At 71.1% G+C, this 16,562-nt stretch carries 18 protein-coding genes; 10 read left to right on the top strand and 8 right to left on the bottom strand.

The window, feature by feature from the left end; translation table 11 throughout:
* Nucleotides 1-76: 76 nt before the first annotated feature.
* The 3 genes from OG588_RS26690 to OG588_RS26700 form a co-directional block, all read right to left on the bottom strand.
* Nucleotides 77-1,993, bottom strand: coding sequence for a PAS domain S-box protein (locus tag OG588_RS26690; RefSeq protein ID WP_405949500.1), 1,917 nt, complete (start codon nt 1,991-1,993; stop codon nt 77-79).
* 263 nt (nt 1,994-2,256) lie between these two features.
* Nucleotides 2,257-2,679, bottom strand: coding sequence for a pyridoxamine 5'-phosphate oxidase family protein (locus tag OG588_RS26695; RefSeq protein WP_405949501.1), 423 nt, complete (start codon nt 2,677-2,679; stop codon nt 2,257-2,259).
* Nucleotides 2,676-3,176, bottom strand: a complete 501-nt coding sequence (locus OG588_RS26700; RefSeq protein ID WP_405949502.1) for a hypothetical protein — start codon at nt 3,174-3,176, stop codon at nt 2,676-2,678. The genes OG588_RS26695 and OG588_RS26700 overlap by 4 nt, the downstream gene beginning before the upstream one ends.
* A gap of 391 nt (nt 3,177-3,567) precedes the next feature.
* Between OG588_RS26700 and OG588_RS26705 the strand changes: the two genes are divergently transcribed.
* A complete protein-coding gene (locus OG588_RS26705) occupies nt 3,568-4,251 on the top strand; it encodes an alpha/beta hydrolase (RefSeq protein WP_405949503.1) in 684 nt (227 codons plus the stop codon).
* Nucleotides 4,252-4,302: 51 nt separating this feature from the next.
* Here the strand turns inward: OG588_RS26705 and OG588_RS26710 are convergent, their stop codons facing one another.
* From OG588_RS26710 to OG588_RS26725, 4 genes are all read right to left on the bottom strand, one after another.
* A complete protein-coding gene (locus OG588_RS26710; protein WP_405949504.1) occupies nt 4,303-4,635 on the bottom strand; it encodes a hypothetical protein in 333 nt (110 codons plus the stop codon).
* 29 nt (nt 4,636-4,664) lie between these two features.
* Nucleotides 4,665-5,411, bottom strand: coding sequence for an anti-sigma factor domain-containing protein (locus OG588_RS26715; protein WP_405949505.1), 747 nt, complete (start codon nt 5,409-5,411; stop codon nt 4,665-4,667).
* Between the two features lie 237 nt (nt 5,412-5,648).
* Nucleotides 5,649-6,299, bottom strand: a complete 651-nt coding sequence (locus OG588_RS26720) for a fasciclin domain-containing protein (protein ID WP_405949506.1) — start codon at nt 6,297-6,299, stop codon at nt 5,649-5,651.
* Between the two features lie 71 nt (nt 6,300-6,370).
* Complete coding sequence (locus OG588_RS26725; protein ID WP_405949507.1) at nt 6,371-7,987, bottom strand: molybdopterin-dependent oxidoreductase; 1,617 nt, start codon at nt 7,985-7,987, stop codon at nt 6,371-6,373.
* A 272-nt stretch (nt 7,988-8,259) separates the two neighbouring features.
* Here OG588_RS26725 and OG588_RS26730 point away from each other — a divergent pair, with 272 nt between their 5' ends.
* The 4 genes from OG588_RS26730 to OG588_RS26745 all read left to right on the top strand — a co-directional run bounded on the left by OG588_RS26730 (nt 8,260) and on the right by OG588_RS26745 (nt 10,325).
* On the top strand, nt 8,260-8,673 hold the full coding sequence (locus tag OG588_RS26730) for an ATP-binding protein (protein ID WP_405949508.1): 414 nt from the start codon (nt 8,260-8,262) through the stop codon (nt 8,671-8,673).
* Nucleotides 8,674-8,779: 106 nt separating this feature from the next.
* Entirely contained in the window at nt 8,780-9,364 is a 585-nt protein-coding gene (locus OG588_RS26735) for an RNA polymerase sigma factor (protein WP_405949509.1), read from the top strand.
* Complete coding sequence (locus tag OG588_RS26740) at nt 9,361-9,981, top strand: Asp23/Gls24 family envelope stress response protein (protein ID WP_405949510.1); 621 nt, start codon at nt 9,361-9,363, stop codon at nt 9,979-9,981. The genes OG588_RS26735 and OG588_RS26740 overlap by 4 nt, the downstream gene beginning before the upstream one ends.
* A complete protein-coding gene (locus tag OG588_RS26745) occupies nt 9,978-10,325 on the top strand; it encodes a hypothetical protein (protein WP_405949511.1) in 348 nt (115 codons plus the stop codon). Before OG588_RS26740 ends, OG588_RS26745 begins: the two co-directional genes overlap by 4 nt.
* Nucleotides 10,326-10,356: 31 nt before the next feature.
* Here the strand turns inward: OG588_RS26745 and OG588_RS26750 are convergent, their stop codons facing one another.
* Complete coding sequence (locus tag OG588_RS26750) at nt 10,357-10,923, bottom strand: helix-turn-helix domain-containing protein (RefSeq protein WP_405949512.1); 567 nt, start codon at nt 10,921-10,923, stop codon at nt 10,357-10,359.
* 204 nt (nt 10,924-11,127) lie between these two features.
* Here OG588_RS26750 and OG588_RS26755 point away from each other — a divergent pair, with 204 nt between their 5' ends.
* The 5 genes from OG588_RS26755 to OG588_RS26775 are packed head-to-tail and all read left to right on the top strand — an operon-like array spanning nt 11,128 to nt 16,562.
* Nucleotides 11,128-12,450 carry an NAD(P)/FAD-dependent oxidoreductase gene (locus OG588_RS26755; protein WP_405949513.1) on the top strand — a complete coding sequence of 441 codons (1,323 nt, stop codon included), beginning with the start codon at nt 11,128-11,130 and terminating at the stop codon, nt 12,448-12,450.
* Nucleotides 12,447-13,178, top strand: a complete 732-nt coding sequence (locus OG588_RS26760; RefSeq protein ID WP_405949514.1) for a DUF1365 domain-containing protein — start codon at nt 12,447-12,449, stop codon at nt 13,176-13,178. Before OG588_RS26755 ends, OG588_RS26760 begins: the two co-directional genes overlap by 4 nt.
* On the top strand, nt 13,175-14,461 hold the full coding sequence (locus tag OG588_RS26765) for a class I SAM-dependent methyltransferase (protein WP_405949515.1): 1,287 nt from the start codon (nt 13,175-13,177) through the stop codon (nt 14,459-14,461). The genes OG588_RS26760 and OG588_RS26765 overlap by 4 nt, the downstream gene beginning before the upstream one ends.
* Nucleotides 14,458-15,768: a class I SAM-dependent methyltransferase gene (locus OG588_RS26770; protein WP_405949516.1), complete on the top strand. Its 1,311-nt coding sequence runs from the start codon at nt 14,458-14,460 to the stop codon at nt 15,766-15,768. The genes OG588_RS26765 and OG588_RS26770 overlap by 4 nt, the downstream gene beginning before the upstream one ends.
* Nucleotides 15,765-16,562, top strand: a complete 798-nt coding sequence (locus OG588_RS26775; RefSeq protein ID WP_405949517.1) for a DUF1295 domain-containing protein — start codon at nt 15,765-15,767, stop codon at nt 16,560-16,562. Before OG588_RS26770 ends, OG588_RS26775 begins: the two co-directional genes overlap by 4 nt.

The following is a 16,562-nucleotide window of genomic DNA, read 5'->3' on the forward strand; positions in this document are numbered from 1 at the left end:
GCGCTCACTTCGCCGGATTCGACGTGCGACAGAGCAGCTCCGCAGGGACAGGGAGAGCTGCCTGGGGCAGGAGTGGTTACTCCGGAGCGCCGCTCGTGTCTGCCGACGTGCTCTCGCCCTGGCGGTGAGGAGAGCCGGGCAGGGGGAGCGAGAACCACACGGCTTTGCCTTCCTCGGCGAGCAAGGTGCCCCAGGTTGAGGCCAGTTGGTCGAGCAGGGCCAGTCCGCGGCCCGACTCCTCGTCGGGGCCCGCGGTCCTGGCTCGGGGCAGGACCGGGCTGCCGTCGCAGACTTCGATGTGGAGTTCGTCCCGGGTGCGGCGCAGTCGCAGCCGCAGGGGGTCGCAGGCGTGGCGCACCGAGTTGGACAGCAGCTCCGAGGCCAGCAGGCAGGCCGTGTCGGTGAGGGTCTCGCAGTTCCAATCCTGCAGGGTGCGGCGCAGGAATTGGCGTCCTTCCCGCACGCTGATGGGCTGTGCCGGAAGGAGCGCGGACACGGCGGTCACCGGAGCGGGCGGGATGCGGGCCAGGAGCAGGGTCACGTCGTCGCTGTAGTCCTGGGGGTCGGGCAGCAGGGCGGTGAGTACGGAGTCGGCGGCCCCCTCCAGGCACGACATATCGGCAACGGCTTTTTCCAGAGCGATGGCCAGAGCGTCGATCTGCAACTCGATGTCGCTGGTGGGAGTTTCCACCAGGCCGTCGGTGTAGAGGGCCAGCACCGAGCTCGGCGGGACGGTGATGCGGGTCTCCTGGTGGGGTACGTCGCCGACGCCCAGCGGCACACTGACATCGACCGGGAGCCTGCGGACCTGTCCGGTGGGATCCACCACCAGCACCGGCAGGTGGCCGGCCGAGCACACGGTCAGGGCGCTCTCGTCGGGGTCCAGGACCAGGTAGCAGCAGGTGACGAGTTGGTCGGGCAGTTCGCTGACGACCGCGTCCAGGGCCCGCATCAGCTGCCAGGGCGGCATGCCGGTCTTGGCCAGGGCATGGGAGGCAGAGCGGAGCTGGCCCATGACGGCGGCGGCCTCCAGTCCGCGGCCCATGACGTCGCCGATCAGGACGCCCATGCGACCGCCGCCCAGGGCGATCAGGTCGAACCAGTCCCCGCCCACGCCGGCTCCCTGGCGTGCGGGGAAGTAGCGGCTGGAGGTGTCCATGCCGGGCAGGGGGGCAGGCGAGCCCATCAGGCTGCGCTGCAGGGTCAGGGCGACATGGCGCTGCTGTTCGTAGAGTTCGGCGAGCTGCGCTTCGGCCTTTTTGCGTTCGGTGACGTCGCGGATGGCGGCGGAGACCAGCGTGCCGTCCGGGGTCTCCAGGGGGCTGAGGCTGATCTCGACCGGGAACTCGACGCCGTTGCGGCGCAGCCCGTAGAGCTCCAGCCCGGCGCCCATGGGACGCACTCGCCGGTTGTCGACATAGCCGTGCCGGTGGGCGGGGTGGTGAGGGTGGAACCGCTGGGGGACGAGGATTTCCACCTGCTGCCCCAGGAGTTCTTCCCGCCGGTAGCCGAACAGGGCCTCGGTCTGCGCGTTGACCAGCTGGATGGTGCCGGTGTCGTCCACGATGACGATGGCGTCGGGGGCGGCTTCCAGCAGGGCGCGGAAGCGTGCTTCGGCGGCCTTGCGTTCGCTGACGTCCCGCACGGCGGCGGAGATCAACAGCCCGTCGGGGGTCTGCAGCGGGCTGATGCTGATCTCGACCGGGAACTCGGCCCCGTCCCGGCGCAGCCCGTACAGGTCCAGGTTGGCGCCCATCGGACGGACCTGCTGGTTGGCGGAGTAGCCCAGACGGTGACCGGGGTGCTGAGCGCGGAAACGCTCCGGGACCAGCATCTCGATGGGACGGCCGAGCAGTTCGTTCCGGGGATGACCGAACAGGGCTTCGGTCTGGGCATTGACCAGGCGGATGACGCCGGCGTCGTCCACGATCACCATCGCGTCGGGAGCCGCCTCCAGCAATGCGCGAAACGGCTCCTCAGTCACAGGGATCATGTTGGGGTGCCTCTCACGCCTGCCTGGTTCCATGGCATATCTCAGCATTGACTGAAGCGAGGGCGGACGCCTTGTGACGAAGTGTCCTTTCGTGACATTTCCTGGCCGGAATGGAGGCGCGGTTTCCTGGGCGCGGAAGCGGCGAGCCGAGGAGGCTGTTGACGGTCGGCCGGACCGCCCTCGCACTCTGCTGTGCTTGTTCCCCTGCGACTTGTAGGTCAAGGGGCCTTGTGCCTTGGTGTCTCGCGATGGGCGTCGTGTTGTCAGCGGTCGAGGCGGAAGCCGGTCACGATCTCGGACGCGATGGAGATGATGTGGTCCATTTCCTTGTCGATCCAGGGGGTGAGCAGCTTCTGATATCGGGATACCTCGAGGGGTGCCGTGATGCGGCTGGCGCGCCCGGTCACCATGACGCTCCACCCGGTATGGGCGAGGAGATCCAGGTGGTCGGCTTCGTGCACGACCACCTCGGCGACGGTGGAGCTGCCGATCAGGGCTGAGTCCGTGTGGGTGCGGATGATGATCGTGTCGCCGTCGACGATGTGGTTGACCGGCCGGATCACGGGGAGTGCCTGGCGGATGAAGCCGACGCGGCCCAAGGGGATGCTTGCCGGCAGTGACAGGGACTCATCCCGGCTCAGTTCGGTCATCCGGGCGGTGGATGCCCCTGGAGACCGGCTGGTCATGACGACTCCCGGCAGGGCGCCGGGTGGCGCGGGGTTCCCGGCGGCTGGAGGACATCCACGTGCAAGCCGTGGCTTCGGGCGAAGGCGACCAAGTGGGCGGTGGCATCCCGTCCGTTGGTGGGTGAGCCGTCCCAGACGGCCAGTACCCGGGTGCAGGTACCGAGCAGGTGTTCCTCCGCGCGTGTGCAGTAGTCGCGTCGGGTGGGGTCGTAGTCGAGCAGGCGCACTTGCTCGGACAGCAGCAGCAGTTCGTCGGCCGCCAGGCGGTCGGACTCCCGCAACTGGGCGGGGACACCGTTCTTCGAGGGCAGCACGGTCACAAGGCGCAGGCCTGCCCTGCGTGCCGCACGTCCGGCGGCCAGCGGCAGTCCGTGCCCGGCGCGCACGTGTACGGCGCTGCCGGTCCGGGCGAATTCGGCCAGTGGGGAGACGAGGTGTTCCTCCAGGGCCGTGAGCACCGGTGCGGCGAGGCCGACGGGCCCGACGACAGTGATCATCCGCGGCAGTCCTTCCTTCGCATTCGTACGTCGGGGCGGGGCGCCGGCCGCTGCGGGGGCAGGGGAGCGCGCCGTCGATGTCGATCTTCTTTGGCTTCCCAGGGTGAGCGTTCGCCACGGTGGCGCACAGGGCCGGTCGACCCCTGGGGAAGGTCCGAACAGCCCGCCTCGGGCAAGGGGTCCATGAGGGACCGGACATGGCAGTTTCCGGGCAGATGGCCACCAGACGCGCCGTCTCCTCCCGGTCACTTGCCGATGGGCCCTGCTGCGCGAGCCGTCTCCTCGCTCACGCAGTTCACCCGATCGAGTTGGAGACGCGGGCAAGCAGACACGGCCGCGGCGACGGATTCCCCAGGGAGCAGGATCCGCGTCTGCCGAGGAGAGAGGCGTCATGCCGGTGGGGTGGGAGCAGATGCCGGACTCGGCGCTGTGGGTGCGCCACTTGCCGCACCGGACACGCGCAGCCGTGATCGTCCTGCATGGCGGACCGGTTGTCGGACATCGCCCCGCGCGCCCTTGGCAGTTGGCGGCTTTGCGGATGCGGCCCGTGCTGCGGTCTGCGGCGTCTGCCGTGTCGTTGGACGAGACGCTGCTGGGGCAGGTGCGCTATCGGTGCCGGGGGTGGAACGACGGGGACGCCGAGCAGGACGCGCTGCGGGCGCTGAGCGAGTTGGGCCGGTTGGCCGGTGACGTCCCGGTGGTTTTGCTGGGGCATGCGATAGGTGGCCGTGCGGCGTTGCGGGCCGCCGTGCATCCTCATGTGCGGGGAGTGGTGGCGCTGGCGCCGTGGCTGCCGGTTGGGGAGCCGGTGGCGCAGCTGGCCGGCCGGAGTGTTCTCCTGGTCGATGAGGACGACGGCACGGCTGCCTGGACGCGTACGGCGGGCTATGTGGAGCGCGCGCGCTCGGTGGGCGCCCGGGCCGGGACGGTGGTCGTCCGGCGCGGTGGTCTGTGGATGATGCGACGGGCCGGTACATGGCACCGCACCGCGGCGGCGGCCATACGTCAGGTGCCGCAGCCGCAGGCGCAGGGACCGCACCAGGCGTGGGTCAGTCCGGTTCCCGTCGTTGTGTAGAGCGGCTGACGGTGTGGGAGCAGGAGGGAGTGCCGGGCCGGTGGGCAGCCGTCAGGGCGTCAGGGCGGACCATGCCTGCCAGGCGGTGTGCAGATCTGCATGCCACTGCACGCGTTGGTCGTCGGCGGTGCGGGAGCGCAGCAGGTCCGGTGCCAGCAGGTGAATCGTGTCCGGGCCGTCCGGCCAGGGCGCGCTGGGCAGGAACGCCTGGGTGGGCAGGCGGAGTTCGCGCATGTCGAGTCCGACCACGGACATTCCGGCGCACCGTTCGGTCAGTTCGTCGTGCAGGGCACGGCTGGTGCCCGCGGTCACCGGCCCCGTCCCAGCGCACCACAGTCGGGTGCCGCAGACGGCGAGCACACGTATACGGAAGAGCACGGGCATGATCCTCTACCTTCGGCCGGCAGGTGCGGTCATGTCGGCAGGACCAGCAGCGTGAGGAGACCGGAGGTGGGGTGGTGCGTGGATCCCCCGGCAGGTTCGAGAGTGAGGCCGACGGCCGAGGTGGCGCTGGCGGAACCGACCAGAACGAGGGCTTGGCCGGTGTGGTGAGGGTCCAGTAGAGCAGCCGGCCGCATCGTCCCGCCGACGACGTACCAGAGTTCGTAGACCTTGCCCCCGGACGGGGCCGGCAGATCGGCCGCGGCCAGGACGGCCTGTTCACGGTCGCGGGTGAGGGTGACCGTCAGGTGGGCTCCGTCGGGCAGTTCCGTCTTGCGTACATTGGCGTCGGGCGCCCCCAGGATGGCGCTGAGCCGGTCTGTCTGCCGCTGGACCTGCCGGATGGCGGCGGTGGCTTCCTGGGCCCGATGGTGTTCCCGCACGGTATCGGCGCCGAACACGGCTGCGGCGATCAGACAGGCGGCCACGGCGACGCTCGGCAGCCCCGTGCCCCCGGCCCGCCCGGTGAGCCGGCGCAGGGAGGGGGAGACCTGCCTGATCATGGCCGCGTACATCAGGACATGACGCCTCATGGCGGGAGGCGGCGTGATGGCTGTCGCGGCGGCGAGCTCGGCGGTGGTCGCCGTGAGTTCCTCCACCTCCTCGGCGCGGGCCCGGCAGCCCCGTAGACGTGCTTCGAAGAGGGCGCGTTCGTCGTCGGGCAGAGCGTGCAGTGCGTAGGCGCCGACAAGAGTGCGCAGATCGGCGTGGAGGCTCATGAGCTCACTCACTCCTGGGCGGTCGCGCTGGAAAGTCCGGAACGGTCGTGGTGAGACCGCGGCTGCGGAGTGGGACCCGACCGCGGCCCGGGCTGTGATGCTCGTGTGCCGGCTCGCCGGACGGGGGTGCGGGGGGTGTGCCAGGGGGCCGGGGCGCTTGCCCCGGCCCCCTGTTTTTCTCCCCGTCACAGGAGTCGGGCTGCAGGGCGCCTCTACGGCACCCTGCACGTGAGGGCGTCAGCTGGTCGGCATGAGGACGGTGTCGATGATGTAGACGTTGGCGTTGGCTGTCTTGACGTTGCCGCAGACGACCTTGGCGGAGTCGTTGACGGTGTAGGACTCGCCGGAGCCGGAGGTGGTGAGCTTCGACTTCTCCAGGGTGTCGAAGGAGCCGTTCTCCAGGTTCGTGGGCGTCAGCTTCTGGCCGACGACGTGGTAGGTGAGGATCTTCGTCAGCTGGGCCTTGTCGGCCAGGACCTTGTCCAGGGTGGCCTTCGGGATCTTGGCGAAGGCGTCGTTGGTCGGCGCGAACACGGTGATGTTCTGGGCGTTGTTGAGGGTGTCGACGAGGCCCGCCTTCTTCACCGCCGCCACGAGCGTGGACAGCGCCGGGTTGTTGGACGCGGCGGTGGCGACCGGGTCCTGGGCCATGCCGTCGAAGGAGCCGGAGCCGCTCTTCGGGACGGCCGCGCAGCCGGTGCCGAAGGGCTGGTCGGCCGTGGTGGCGTCGGAGCCGCTCATGCTGTTGTCGGTGGCGGTGGCGGACGCCTTGGTGGAGGTGTCGGACTTCGCGGAGTCGCTGCCGCTGCTGCCGCAGGCGCTGAGGGCCAGCGGGAGTACGGCGGTGGCGGCGAGGACGACCGCGGTACGGCGGATACGAGTACTCATGGTGTTTCTCCTGCGGGTCGGTGCAGCCTGAGCTGCGGTGATACGGGGAAGGGGAGAGGTGGCTTGTGGGGTCAGTCGACGGTGACGACCACGGAGTGCCAGCCGCTGGCACCGTCCGGGATGGTCTTGGTCCGTCTGTCGGTCTGCAGCGCGCCGGTGCGGTCGGTGGCGCGGGCGGTGAGGGTGTGGCCGCCTTTGGTGGCCTGCCAGGGGAAGGACCACTGGCGCCAGGTGTCGCGGGTGTCCTCGGCGGCCAGCCGGGCCTCCTGCCAGGGGCCGTCGTCGACGCGGATCTCGACCTTGTCGATGCCGCGGTGCTGGGCCCAGGCGACCCCGGCCACCATGACCGTGCCGGTCTTGGGCCGGGCGAACGGCTTGGGAGTGTCGATGCGCGACTCGGTCTTGATCGGCGCTTTGCGGGCCCAGCCGCGTTTGACCCAGTAGGGGTCGTAGGCGTCGAACGTCGTCAGCTCTATGTCCTTGATCCATTTGCAGGCCGAGACGAAGCCGTACAGGCCGGGCACGACCATGCGGACGGGGAAGCCGTGGGCGAAGGGCAGCGGTTCGCCGTTCATGCCGAGGGCGAGCAGCGCGTCGCGGCCGTCCATCACGTCCTCGACGGGGCTGCCGATCGTCATGCCGTCCACGGAACGCGCCACCAACTGGTCGGCCGAGCCGCCCTTCGACGGCGGCTTCACCCCGCACTCGGCCAGCAGATCGGCCAGTCGTACGCCGATCCAGCGGGCGTTGCCGACGTAGGGGCCGCCGACCTCGTTCGAGACACAGGTGAGCGTGATGTCGCGCTCGACCAGTTCGCGCCGCAGCAGGTCGTCGAAGGTGAGGGTGACAGGCCGGGTGACGCCCTTGCCGTGGATGCGCAGTGCCCAGGTCGTGGCGTTGACCTTGGGCACCACAAGGGCGGTGTCCACGCGGTAGAAGTCACCGTTCGGCGTGGTGAAGGCGCTGATCCCGGGAATCCGCAGCTGGGCACCCTTGGGAACGGCGGCGGCTGCGGAGGCGGGACGGGGCAGGACGACCTTGTTGCGTGAAGCGACCGCGTTCTGGCCGCTCGCCCCGTTCAGTGTCCGGCCTATCACGCCGGCCCCGGCGGACGCGGCGGCAGCGGCCGTCGCGGCGATCACGAAGCCGCGGCGGTCCCAGCCGGCGCCGGAAGGCGGGCCTTCCTGCTCGCCCTGAACGGATTCCGCGGACGGGACCCGCCGGGCGAGGCGGCCCACCAGGACGTAGAGCACCGCGGCTCCCGCGATAGCGCCCACCACGGAGGGCAGCGCGTCGGAGAGGCTCGTCGAATCCGGCCGACTGGTGGCCGATACCGCCCCGACAATTCCGAAGAGCAGAACACCGGCAGCGCCGCTGCGCCGAAAACGCAGTGCGGCAATTCCCAGCGCCAGCGCGAAAAGCGCCAGCATCGCGAGAATTCCGAGCTGAAGAACCAGTTTGTCATTGGTTCCGAAGTGCCGGATCGCCCAGTCCTTCACAGCGGCCGGGGTGCGGTCGATCGCCGCCCCGCCGACCGCCACGACCGGACTGGCCTGCGGACGCACCGCAGCCGACACCAGCTCAGCGACGCCGAGCGAGGCGAGGCCGGCCAGCACACCGCTGCACGCGCCCAGGGTCAGGCGCGCCCAGCTGAGGCGCTGTCGCGTTTGCTTCTCGTCGTCGGTCACGTGGGGAATCCGGCTCCGAAAGCCCGGCGGATTGGTCGCCTACCCGATCGGATGAACTTTTTTTCCGGACCAATCCGCATCTGATCCGGCTACGGATATAAGGAACGTCGGATTTCGCTCTCTGCTGCCGGGCGAGATTTCATGGCCGCCCGCTGATTTCGGCGTCGCGGCGGTACCGAGTACCGCTTTCCGACGCGGAACTTGGGCCCTGCGGCCATCCGGCGTCGTGTCTGTCACGGATCACCTGTGAGAACAAAAGGGGTTGATCCATCATGGAACGCTCAATTGTGGGCCTCGCGCTCGTGCCGGACTGTGGTCTCGGCCCGGTGCGCAGCGACGTACGCGAACAGCTGGCGCGGTGGGGGCGGAGCGCTCTCGCCGACGACTGTCTGCTCGTGGTCAGCGAACTGCTGGCCAACGCATACGGCCACGGCACGGCGCCGGTGCGGCTGTCGCTCGCCCTGCGCGGGCAGGCGGGCGGTCGGGTGGTGCGGGTCCAGGTCTCCGACATGGGTCCGGGTTTCGACATCGAGCTGGTCAGTGCGCGGTGGAGACATCCGTCCTTCGTCCTGAGCCAGGGTGGCCGTGGGCTGTTGCTGGTCGACGCGCTCTGCCGGGCGTGGGGCGAGCGGCATGGCCGCCGCGGTCACACCGTGTGGGCCGACCTGCCGCGCGGCATCGGCTGATCTCGACTCGGGGCATCCGTAGAGCGCCCGTTCCCGGAAGTCATGCGTAACGGGGGCGGCGCAGCAGTGTCCAACCGTGAGAAGACCGGACGAGAGGAGCCGCCCAGTGGTGGGGGCCCGCACACAGAGCGCACCACCCGACAGCCGGGGCGACACGGACGACGCCCTGTTGGCGGTCCGGGCGGCGGAGGGTGACGAGGATGCCTTCGCCGTCCTCGTCCAGCGCCACGCACCGGCGCTGATCCGGCTGGCCACCCGCCTGCTCGGTACCCGGGTCGAGGCGGAGGACGCCGTCCAGGACGCTTTCCTCAGTGCCTGGCGGAGACTGCCGGAGTTCCACGGCCACGCCTCTTTCGGCACGTGGATGTACCGAATCGTCACCAACCGCTGTCTGAACGTGCTGCGCTCGCGCAGGCCCGTGGCCTCGCTGGAGGCGGCCGGTGACGTACCCGCGGCCGAGCACGCCACGTCGCCGGCCCGGATCGCGGAGGGGCGCGACGCGGTCCGCGAGGTGCGGGAGGCCCTCGACCTGCTGTCGGCCGAGCAGCGGGCCTGCTGGGTGCTGAGAGAATTGGACGGCCGTTCCTACGAGTTCATCGCGGACGCGGTCGGCATCAGCCAGGAGGCCGTCCGCGCCCGGGTGTTCCGCGCACGCCGTTGTCTGACACAAGCACTGGGGGCCTGGCGATGACCGCCCACAACGACCCGCTCGACGACGCCCCCGGCAGCGAGGACGAACACCTCGCGTGCGGACGGTTGATCTCCTCCGCGTGGGAGGCATGGGAGCAGCAGGCGCAGGACCCGCATCTGCTCTCCTGCCCGCACTGCCGACGGGCCGTGAGCGAGCTCGAAGCACTCGAGACCGCCGTGCGCGGCCTGCGCGACGATGCGGCGGACCCGTCGGGGGACGACGTGGAGACGCTGACGCAACGGGTCATGGATGTCGTCCGTCTCGAACTTCGCCCAGGCCGGCCGATGCCCTTGGGGGAATCGGGTGAGGATCTGTGGATCATGGAAGCGGTCGCTGCCCGGTCCCTGCGCGCCGCCGCCGAGAGGGTGCCCGGCGTACGGGCCGGTTCCTGCCGCCTCGGTCCCGGCCCGGACGCCGACGAGGCAGGCGCCGTGGAGGTCCGTCTCGACGTCCACGCGCCGTCCGGTGCTGTCCTGCCGGATCTCGCGGAACAGGTTCGCCAACAGGTGTGGGCCGCCGCGGACCGTGAGCTGGGCATGGCCATAGCGTCGGTGGACATCCGTATCACCGATCTCGTCGACGTCCCGGCCGACAGCCAGGAAGGCTCCACCTCATGACCCGGACCGCCGTTCACGCCACGCTCACCGAGGAGATCGCCCGCGCCGTGGAGGACCTGCCGGGTGTGGCGTTCCTCAAACCGGGGCTCACCGGCCTGCTGCGCTCCGCCCTGCCCCGGTCCGACCGGAGTACGGCTGCCACTGCGTCGGCAGGGGTGCGGGTGAGCAGGCCCAGCGGGGCTGAGCCCTGGCGCGTCGAGATCAGCCTCGTCGCGCTCCGCCACGTGCGCGGCGTGGATGTCGCGCGCGCCGCCCGGCGCACCGTCGAGGAGCGCGTGGCCGCGCTGTTTCCCGCCGAGACGATGCCGGCGCAGGTCAGCGTGACCGTCACCGGCCTGGTCTGACCTGCTGCCCGCGTCCCGTCCGCGGGGTGGCCTACATGTGCGGCGGCGGCGAAGTGATCATGAGGTGCAGGAAGACGGTCCAGGCGCAGGCAGCGGCTGCCATGACACGAAGTCTGCGACGGCGCGCGGGTGCGACCGGATCAGCACCCGCTCCCACGGGAAGGGCGACCGCGACCTGAGTTCGCCCGGGCACGACCTCGGGTGTCATGCGTACCGGCGGGGCGCACGGCTGGGGTGCCGGACGGGCCTGCGGCCGCTCGACCGGCCGCACCGGGCGGCGCCTCGCGGCCCTGCGAGGCGGGTGTACGGCTGGCGGCAGGGCTGCGGTCCCGGCCGGAGCGGGGGCCAGTCCCTGGGCCAGGCCGCTGAGGAACGCGGCGTAGGCGGCCCGCCGAAGGCCGGTCGGGGTGGTGCGGCCGCTTTCCCAGGAGCGCACCGTCGCGGTGGTCACGCCGAACGCCGCGGCGACCTGTTCGTCGCTGAGCTGCCACGCACGGCGCAACCGGGCGCGCTCCTCGGGTGCGGGCAGAGGCGCCTTTCCGTCCCGGCGGCGCGGGTGGGACGGCATCGGATGCTGGGGCAGAAGGTTGATCGTCACGACCGTATGACAACCGGCAACCATGTCATGTGATCACGGCGGATTCCGATTGCACCCGTATGCCGTAACGCGTGACGCGGCTCGGGTCGCGTCGGGTGTTCCTCACCGGTTCGACGGAAGATCGGCCATTTGGCCAATCCGCTCCCGCGGCGGCTTCGGATTACGCGCGAGACCACTGTCCGCGGCCGACCGGGAGGAGAAGCGATGTCAGGCGTGTCAGGGAGCGGACCGGGGGAGCGGCGGGAGGCGCTCGGCGACGGTGTACGCGGGCGGCGGAGCGTCGCCGTCGTAGGCAGTGGTGTGGCGGGGCTGACCGCCGCGTACGTCCTGAGCCGCGACTGCCACGTCACTCTGTACGAGGCCGACGACCGGCTCGGCGGGCGCGCCCACACCCACGAACCGACCGCCGGCGACGGGGTGACCCGTCGCGTCGACTCCGGGTTCATCGTGCACAACCGGCGCACCTACCCGCATCTGCTGCGCCTCTTCGACGAACTCGGCGTCGCCACGCAGGAGTCGGAGATGAGCATGTCGGTGCGGTGCGAGGGATGCGGGCTGGAGTACGCGGGTGCCCGTGGCCTCGCGGGGCTGTTCGCCCGGCCGCGCAACGCGCTGCGCGGCTCCTATCTGCGCATGCTCGCCGAGGTGCCCGCCTTCCACCGCGCCGCGCTCCGCCTGCTCGCGCGGGAACCCTCCAGCCCCCGCACCCTGGGCGCGTTCCTCGACCGGGAGGGCTTCTCCGCCTACTTCCGCGCCCACTTCATGACCCCGCTCGTATCGGCGGTGTGGTCCTGCGACGCCGCCACCGCCCAGCGCTACCCGGCCGCCTACCTGTTCCGCTTCCTGGAGCACCACGGGATGCTCTCCGTGACCGGAGCACCGACCTGGCGCACCGTCACGGGCGGTTCGCGCACCTACGTCGACCGGGTCGCCGCACGTCTCGACGCGGTGCGCCTCGCGGCTCCGGTGCGCGCCGTGCGCCGGCATCCGGACGGCGTCGACATCACCACGCACGACGGCACCACGCAGTCGTACGGCGGTGTCGTCGTCGCCACCCATCCGGACCAGGCGGTCCGTCTGCTGGCCGACGCCACGCCGCGGGAGAAGGAGGTCCTCGGAGCGTTCCGCTACTCCCGCAACACCACGCTCCTGCACACCGATACCAGCCTGCTTCCTCGCGCGCGGGGGGCACGCGCCTCCTGGAACTACCTGATGCCGGCCTGTTCGACCGGCTCCGACCAGGTCCGCGTCAGCTACGACATGAACCGGCTCCAGCGCCTCGAGGCGCCCGAGACCTACGTGGTCACCCTGGGCGGCCAGGACCGGGTGGACCCGGAGCGGGTGCTCGCCCGGATGGTGTACGAACACCCCGTCTACACCCCGGAGTCGGTCGCCGCGCAGGCACGCCTGCCCGGGTTGAACACCGCCGTGACCGCCTACGCCGGGGCCTACCACGGCTGGGGTTTCCACGAGGACGGGTGCCGCTCCGGCGCCCTGGCCGCCGCGGCACTGGGAGTGCGCTGGTGAGTGCCCCGCCGGCCCTCTACCGGTGTGCGATCAGCCACGTACGGACCGCACCGGTCCGCTACGGGCTGCGCCACCGCACGTACATGTGGCTGATCGACCCCGACAACCCACCCCAACTCCCGTGTTTGCTGCGGCCGTTGGCGCGCTTTGACGCGCGCGACCACTTTGGCGGGGACCAGCCGTCCGTGCGTGCCGGGCTCGACGCCTTCCTCGCCGCGCACGGCGTGGACCTGGCCGGCGGGCAGGTTGTCATGCTGACGCACGCCCGCGTATTCGGCCACGTGTTCAACCCGCTGACCGTGTACTGGTGCCACGACCGCGACGGCACCCCGCGGTGCGTGGTCGCCGAGGTCCACAACACCTACGGCGAACGCCACAGCTACCTGCTGTTTCCCGACGGGACGGGCACGGCACGCGCCGACAAGAAGTTCTACGTCTCGCCGTTCTTCCCCGTCGACGGCCGCTACCGCATGCGCCTGCCCCGCCCCGGCGAACGGCTCGACCTGACCGTGCACCTGGAACGCGCCGGCGGCAGGCCCTTCACCGCGACCGTCCGAGGGAACCGCCACGGCGTCACCCCGTGGGCGCTGCTGCGGCTCGCCGTGCGCCACCCGTTCTCGACCCTCGCCGTGTCCGCCGCCATCCGCCTGCACGGCATCCGCCTGTACCTGCGACGGCTGCCCGTCCAGCCCCGCCCCCATCACCGCACCCCGGAGAACGCGTCATGACGACCGCCGCACACCGTCCCGCCGTACGGCCGTCGGCCCCGCCGTCCACACCCGTAGCCGTCGACCCGGCCCGCTGGCCCGACGTGGCCGCACCGCCGCCGACATCCCTCGCCCGCAGGGCCGTCACAGCGGCGGTACTGCGCCGCACCTTCGAACGCCTGCCGCTGCGTGTGCAGCTCGCCGACGGCACCACCTGCGGGCAGGGCGGCCCCCTGCTGGAGATCCACGACCCGGCGGCGTTCCACGGCCGCATCGGCGGCCAGGGGCTGATCGGCTTCGGCGAGTCGTACATGGCCGGCGAGTGGGATGCCCCCGACCTGGTCGCCGTCCTCGCGGTGCTGGCCCACAACGCGGCCACCCTGATCCCGGCCCCGCTGCAGCGGCTGCGCGGGCTGTGGGCGTTGCGTCAGCCGCACGCCCAGCGCAACACCCCCGACGGCGCGCGTACCAACATCAGCCGCCATTACGACCTGTCCAACGACCTGTTCGCCCTCTTCCTCGACGACACCCTCACCTACTCCTCGGCCCTGTTCCGTGCCCTTCCCGCCGGCTGGGAGCTGCTGGCGGCGGCCCAGCACCGCAAGATCGACCGGTTGCTGGACCTCGCCGAGGTCGGGGCGGGCAGCAGGGTGCTGGAGATCGGCACCGGCTGGGGTCAACTCGCGATCCGCGCCGCCGCGCGCGGCGCCCGGGTCACCTCGCTCACCCTCTCCGGCGAACAGCGCGACCTCGCCCTTGAACGGGTCGCCGCGGCGGGCCTGTCCGACCGGGTCCGTATCGACCTGTGCGACTACCGCGAGGCCCGCGGCACGTACGACGCGGTCGTGAGCGTGGAGATGATCGAGGCCGTCGGCGCCGAGTTCTGGCCCGAGTACTTCCGCACCCTCGACGACCGGCTGGTCCCCGGAGGACGTGCCGCCGTGCAGGCCATCACCATGCCGCACGAACGGATGCTGGCCAGCCGGGCCACCTTCACCTGGATCCAGAAGTACATCTTCCCCGGCGGCCTGCTGCCCTCCGTCGAGGCGGTGGCCGACGCCGTCAACGACCACACCCGGCTGCGGACCGCGCGCCGGGACGGCTACGGAGCGCACTACGCCGAGACGCTGCGGCTGTGGCGCGAACGCTTCACCGAGCGCGCCGACGAGGTCGCCGCGCTCGGCTTCGACGACACCTTCCGCCGCATGTGGACCCTCTACCTCGCCTACTCCGAGGCCGGGTTCCGCTCCGGGTACCTCGACGTGCAGCAGTACCTGTTCACCAAGGAGAGCCTCGCCCGATGAACACCACCGCAACTGTCCGGACCGGTGCCGCCCAGCGATTGGCCGCGCTCGCCGAGACCGCGCTGGGCGGACCTCTGCCGGTGAGGCTGCGCGCCTGGGACGGCAGCGAAGCAGGCCCCGCCGAGGGACCTGTCGTCGTGGTCCGCTCCCGGCGCGCCCTGCGCCGCCTGCTGTGGCAGCCCGGAGAGCTGGGCCTGGCGCAGGCGTACGTCACCGGCGAGATCGAAGTGGAGGGAGATCTGGCGCAGGGGCTGCGCGCCATGTGGGCAGCCGCACGGGAACGCCGTCTGCACCCGCCACGGCTCGGCCTCGCCGACCTGGCCCGCGCCACCACAACCGCCGCGCTGCTGGGCGCGGCCGGACCACGGCCGCCCGCCCCCGCCTCCCAGGCACGGCTGCGCGGCGGTCTGCACAGCAAGGCCCGGGACCGGGCCGCCATCAGCCACCACTACGACCTCTCCAACGACTTCTACCGCCTCCTCCTCGACGAGACCATGGCGTACTCGTGCGGCTACTGGACCAGCGACGAGCCGGACCTCACCCCGGCCGACTCCCAGCGCGCCAAACTGGAGTTGATCTGCCGCAAGCTCGCTCTGACGCCCGGGTCCCGGCTGTTGGACATCGGCTGCGGCTGGGGTTCGCTCACCCTGTACGCGGCACAGCGGCACAAGGCGCAGGTCACCGCCGTCACCCTGGCCAAGGAGCAGGCGGCCCACGTCCGCGAACAGGTCGCCGAGCGCGGCCTGGAGAACCTGGTCGAGGTGGTGTGCCAGGACTACCGCGACATCACGGGCGGCACCTACGACGCCGTCTCCACCGTCGAGATGGGCGAGCACGTCGGGGACGCCGAGTACCCGGCGTTCGCCGCCGCCCTGCACCGCCTGGTCCGGCCGCGGGGACGCGTGCTGGTGCAGCAGATGTCCCGCGGGACGAAGGCGCCCGGCGGCGGTGCGTTCATCGAGGCGTACATCGCCCCCGACATGCACATGCGCCCGCTGGGGGAGACGGTCGCCCTGCTGGAGGAGGCCGGGCTGGAGGTCCGCTCGACGGAATCGCTGCGCGAACACTACGTCCGTACGGTCGCCGCCTGGCATCGCATTCTTGAGGAGCGGTGGGACGACTTCGTGCGGCTCGTCGGCGAGGAGACAGCCCGGGTGTGGCGGCTGTATCTGGTCGGCGGGGCCCTGGCGTTCGAGGAACGGCGGATGGGAGTGGACCAGATCCTGAGCGTGCGGCCGGCACCCGGCGGTGATGCCGGCATGCCCACGACGCCTCGGGACTGGTACGCGGGACTGGCCCAGTTGTGAGCGGCTTCGCATGGGGCGCCTTCGCGGTGAATCTGGGATGGGCCGCCGCGGCCTCGCTCGCCGTCATGCTGGTGACGTTCGCGATCGCCGTACGGCGTGGTCTGCACCGGATCGTCGACATCGCCTGGGGAATCGCCTTCACCGTGGTCGCCGTCGTGAGCTGCGCGGCCTCGGCAGGCGAGGGAGATCCGGGCCGCCGCTACCTGGTCACCGCGCTCACGGCGCTGTGGGGCCTGCGGCTGGCCGGGCACATCGCCCGGCGCGGCCGTGGCCACGGCGAGGACCTGCGCTACGAACAACTCCTCGGTAAGGCCCCCGGCAGCCGGAACCTGTACGCCCTGCGCATGGTCTACCTCCTCCAGGGCGCTCTCGTGTGGCTGGTGTCGCTGCCGGTCCAGGCCGCGCAGTACGTGCCCGGTCCGATGACCGCGTTCGCCGCCGCCGGCACGGCACTCGTCGTACTCGGTGTGTGCTTCGAGGCGGTCGGGGACGCCCAACTCGCCCGCTTCACAGCAGATCCGGCCCACAAAGGCCGGATCATGGACCAGGGACTGTGGCGCTACACCCGTCACCCCAACTATTTCGGCGACTTCTGCGTCTGGTGGGGGCTGTGGCTGATCGCCTGTGACTCCGCCGGGGCCGCCGCCCTGACGGTCGTGTCGCCGCTGGTCATGAGTTACCTGCTGATCTGGGGCAGCGGGAAGCGTCTGCTGGAGCGGCACATGGCCCGGCGGCCCGGATACGCCCAGTACGCGGCCCGCACCAGCGGCTTCTTCCCGCGCCCGCCCCGCTGA

The organism is Streptomyces prunicolor (assembly GCF_045162825.1).
GTDB classification, from domain to species: domain Bacteria; phylum Actinomycetota; class Actinomycetes; order Streptomycetales; family Streptomycetaceae; genus Streptomyces; species Streptomyces prunicolor.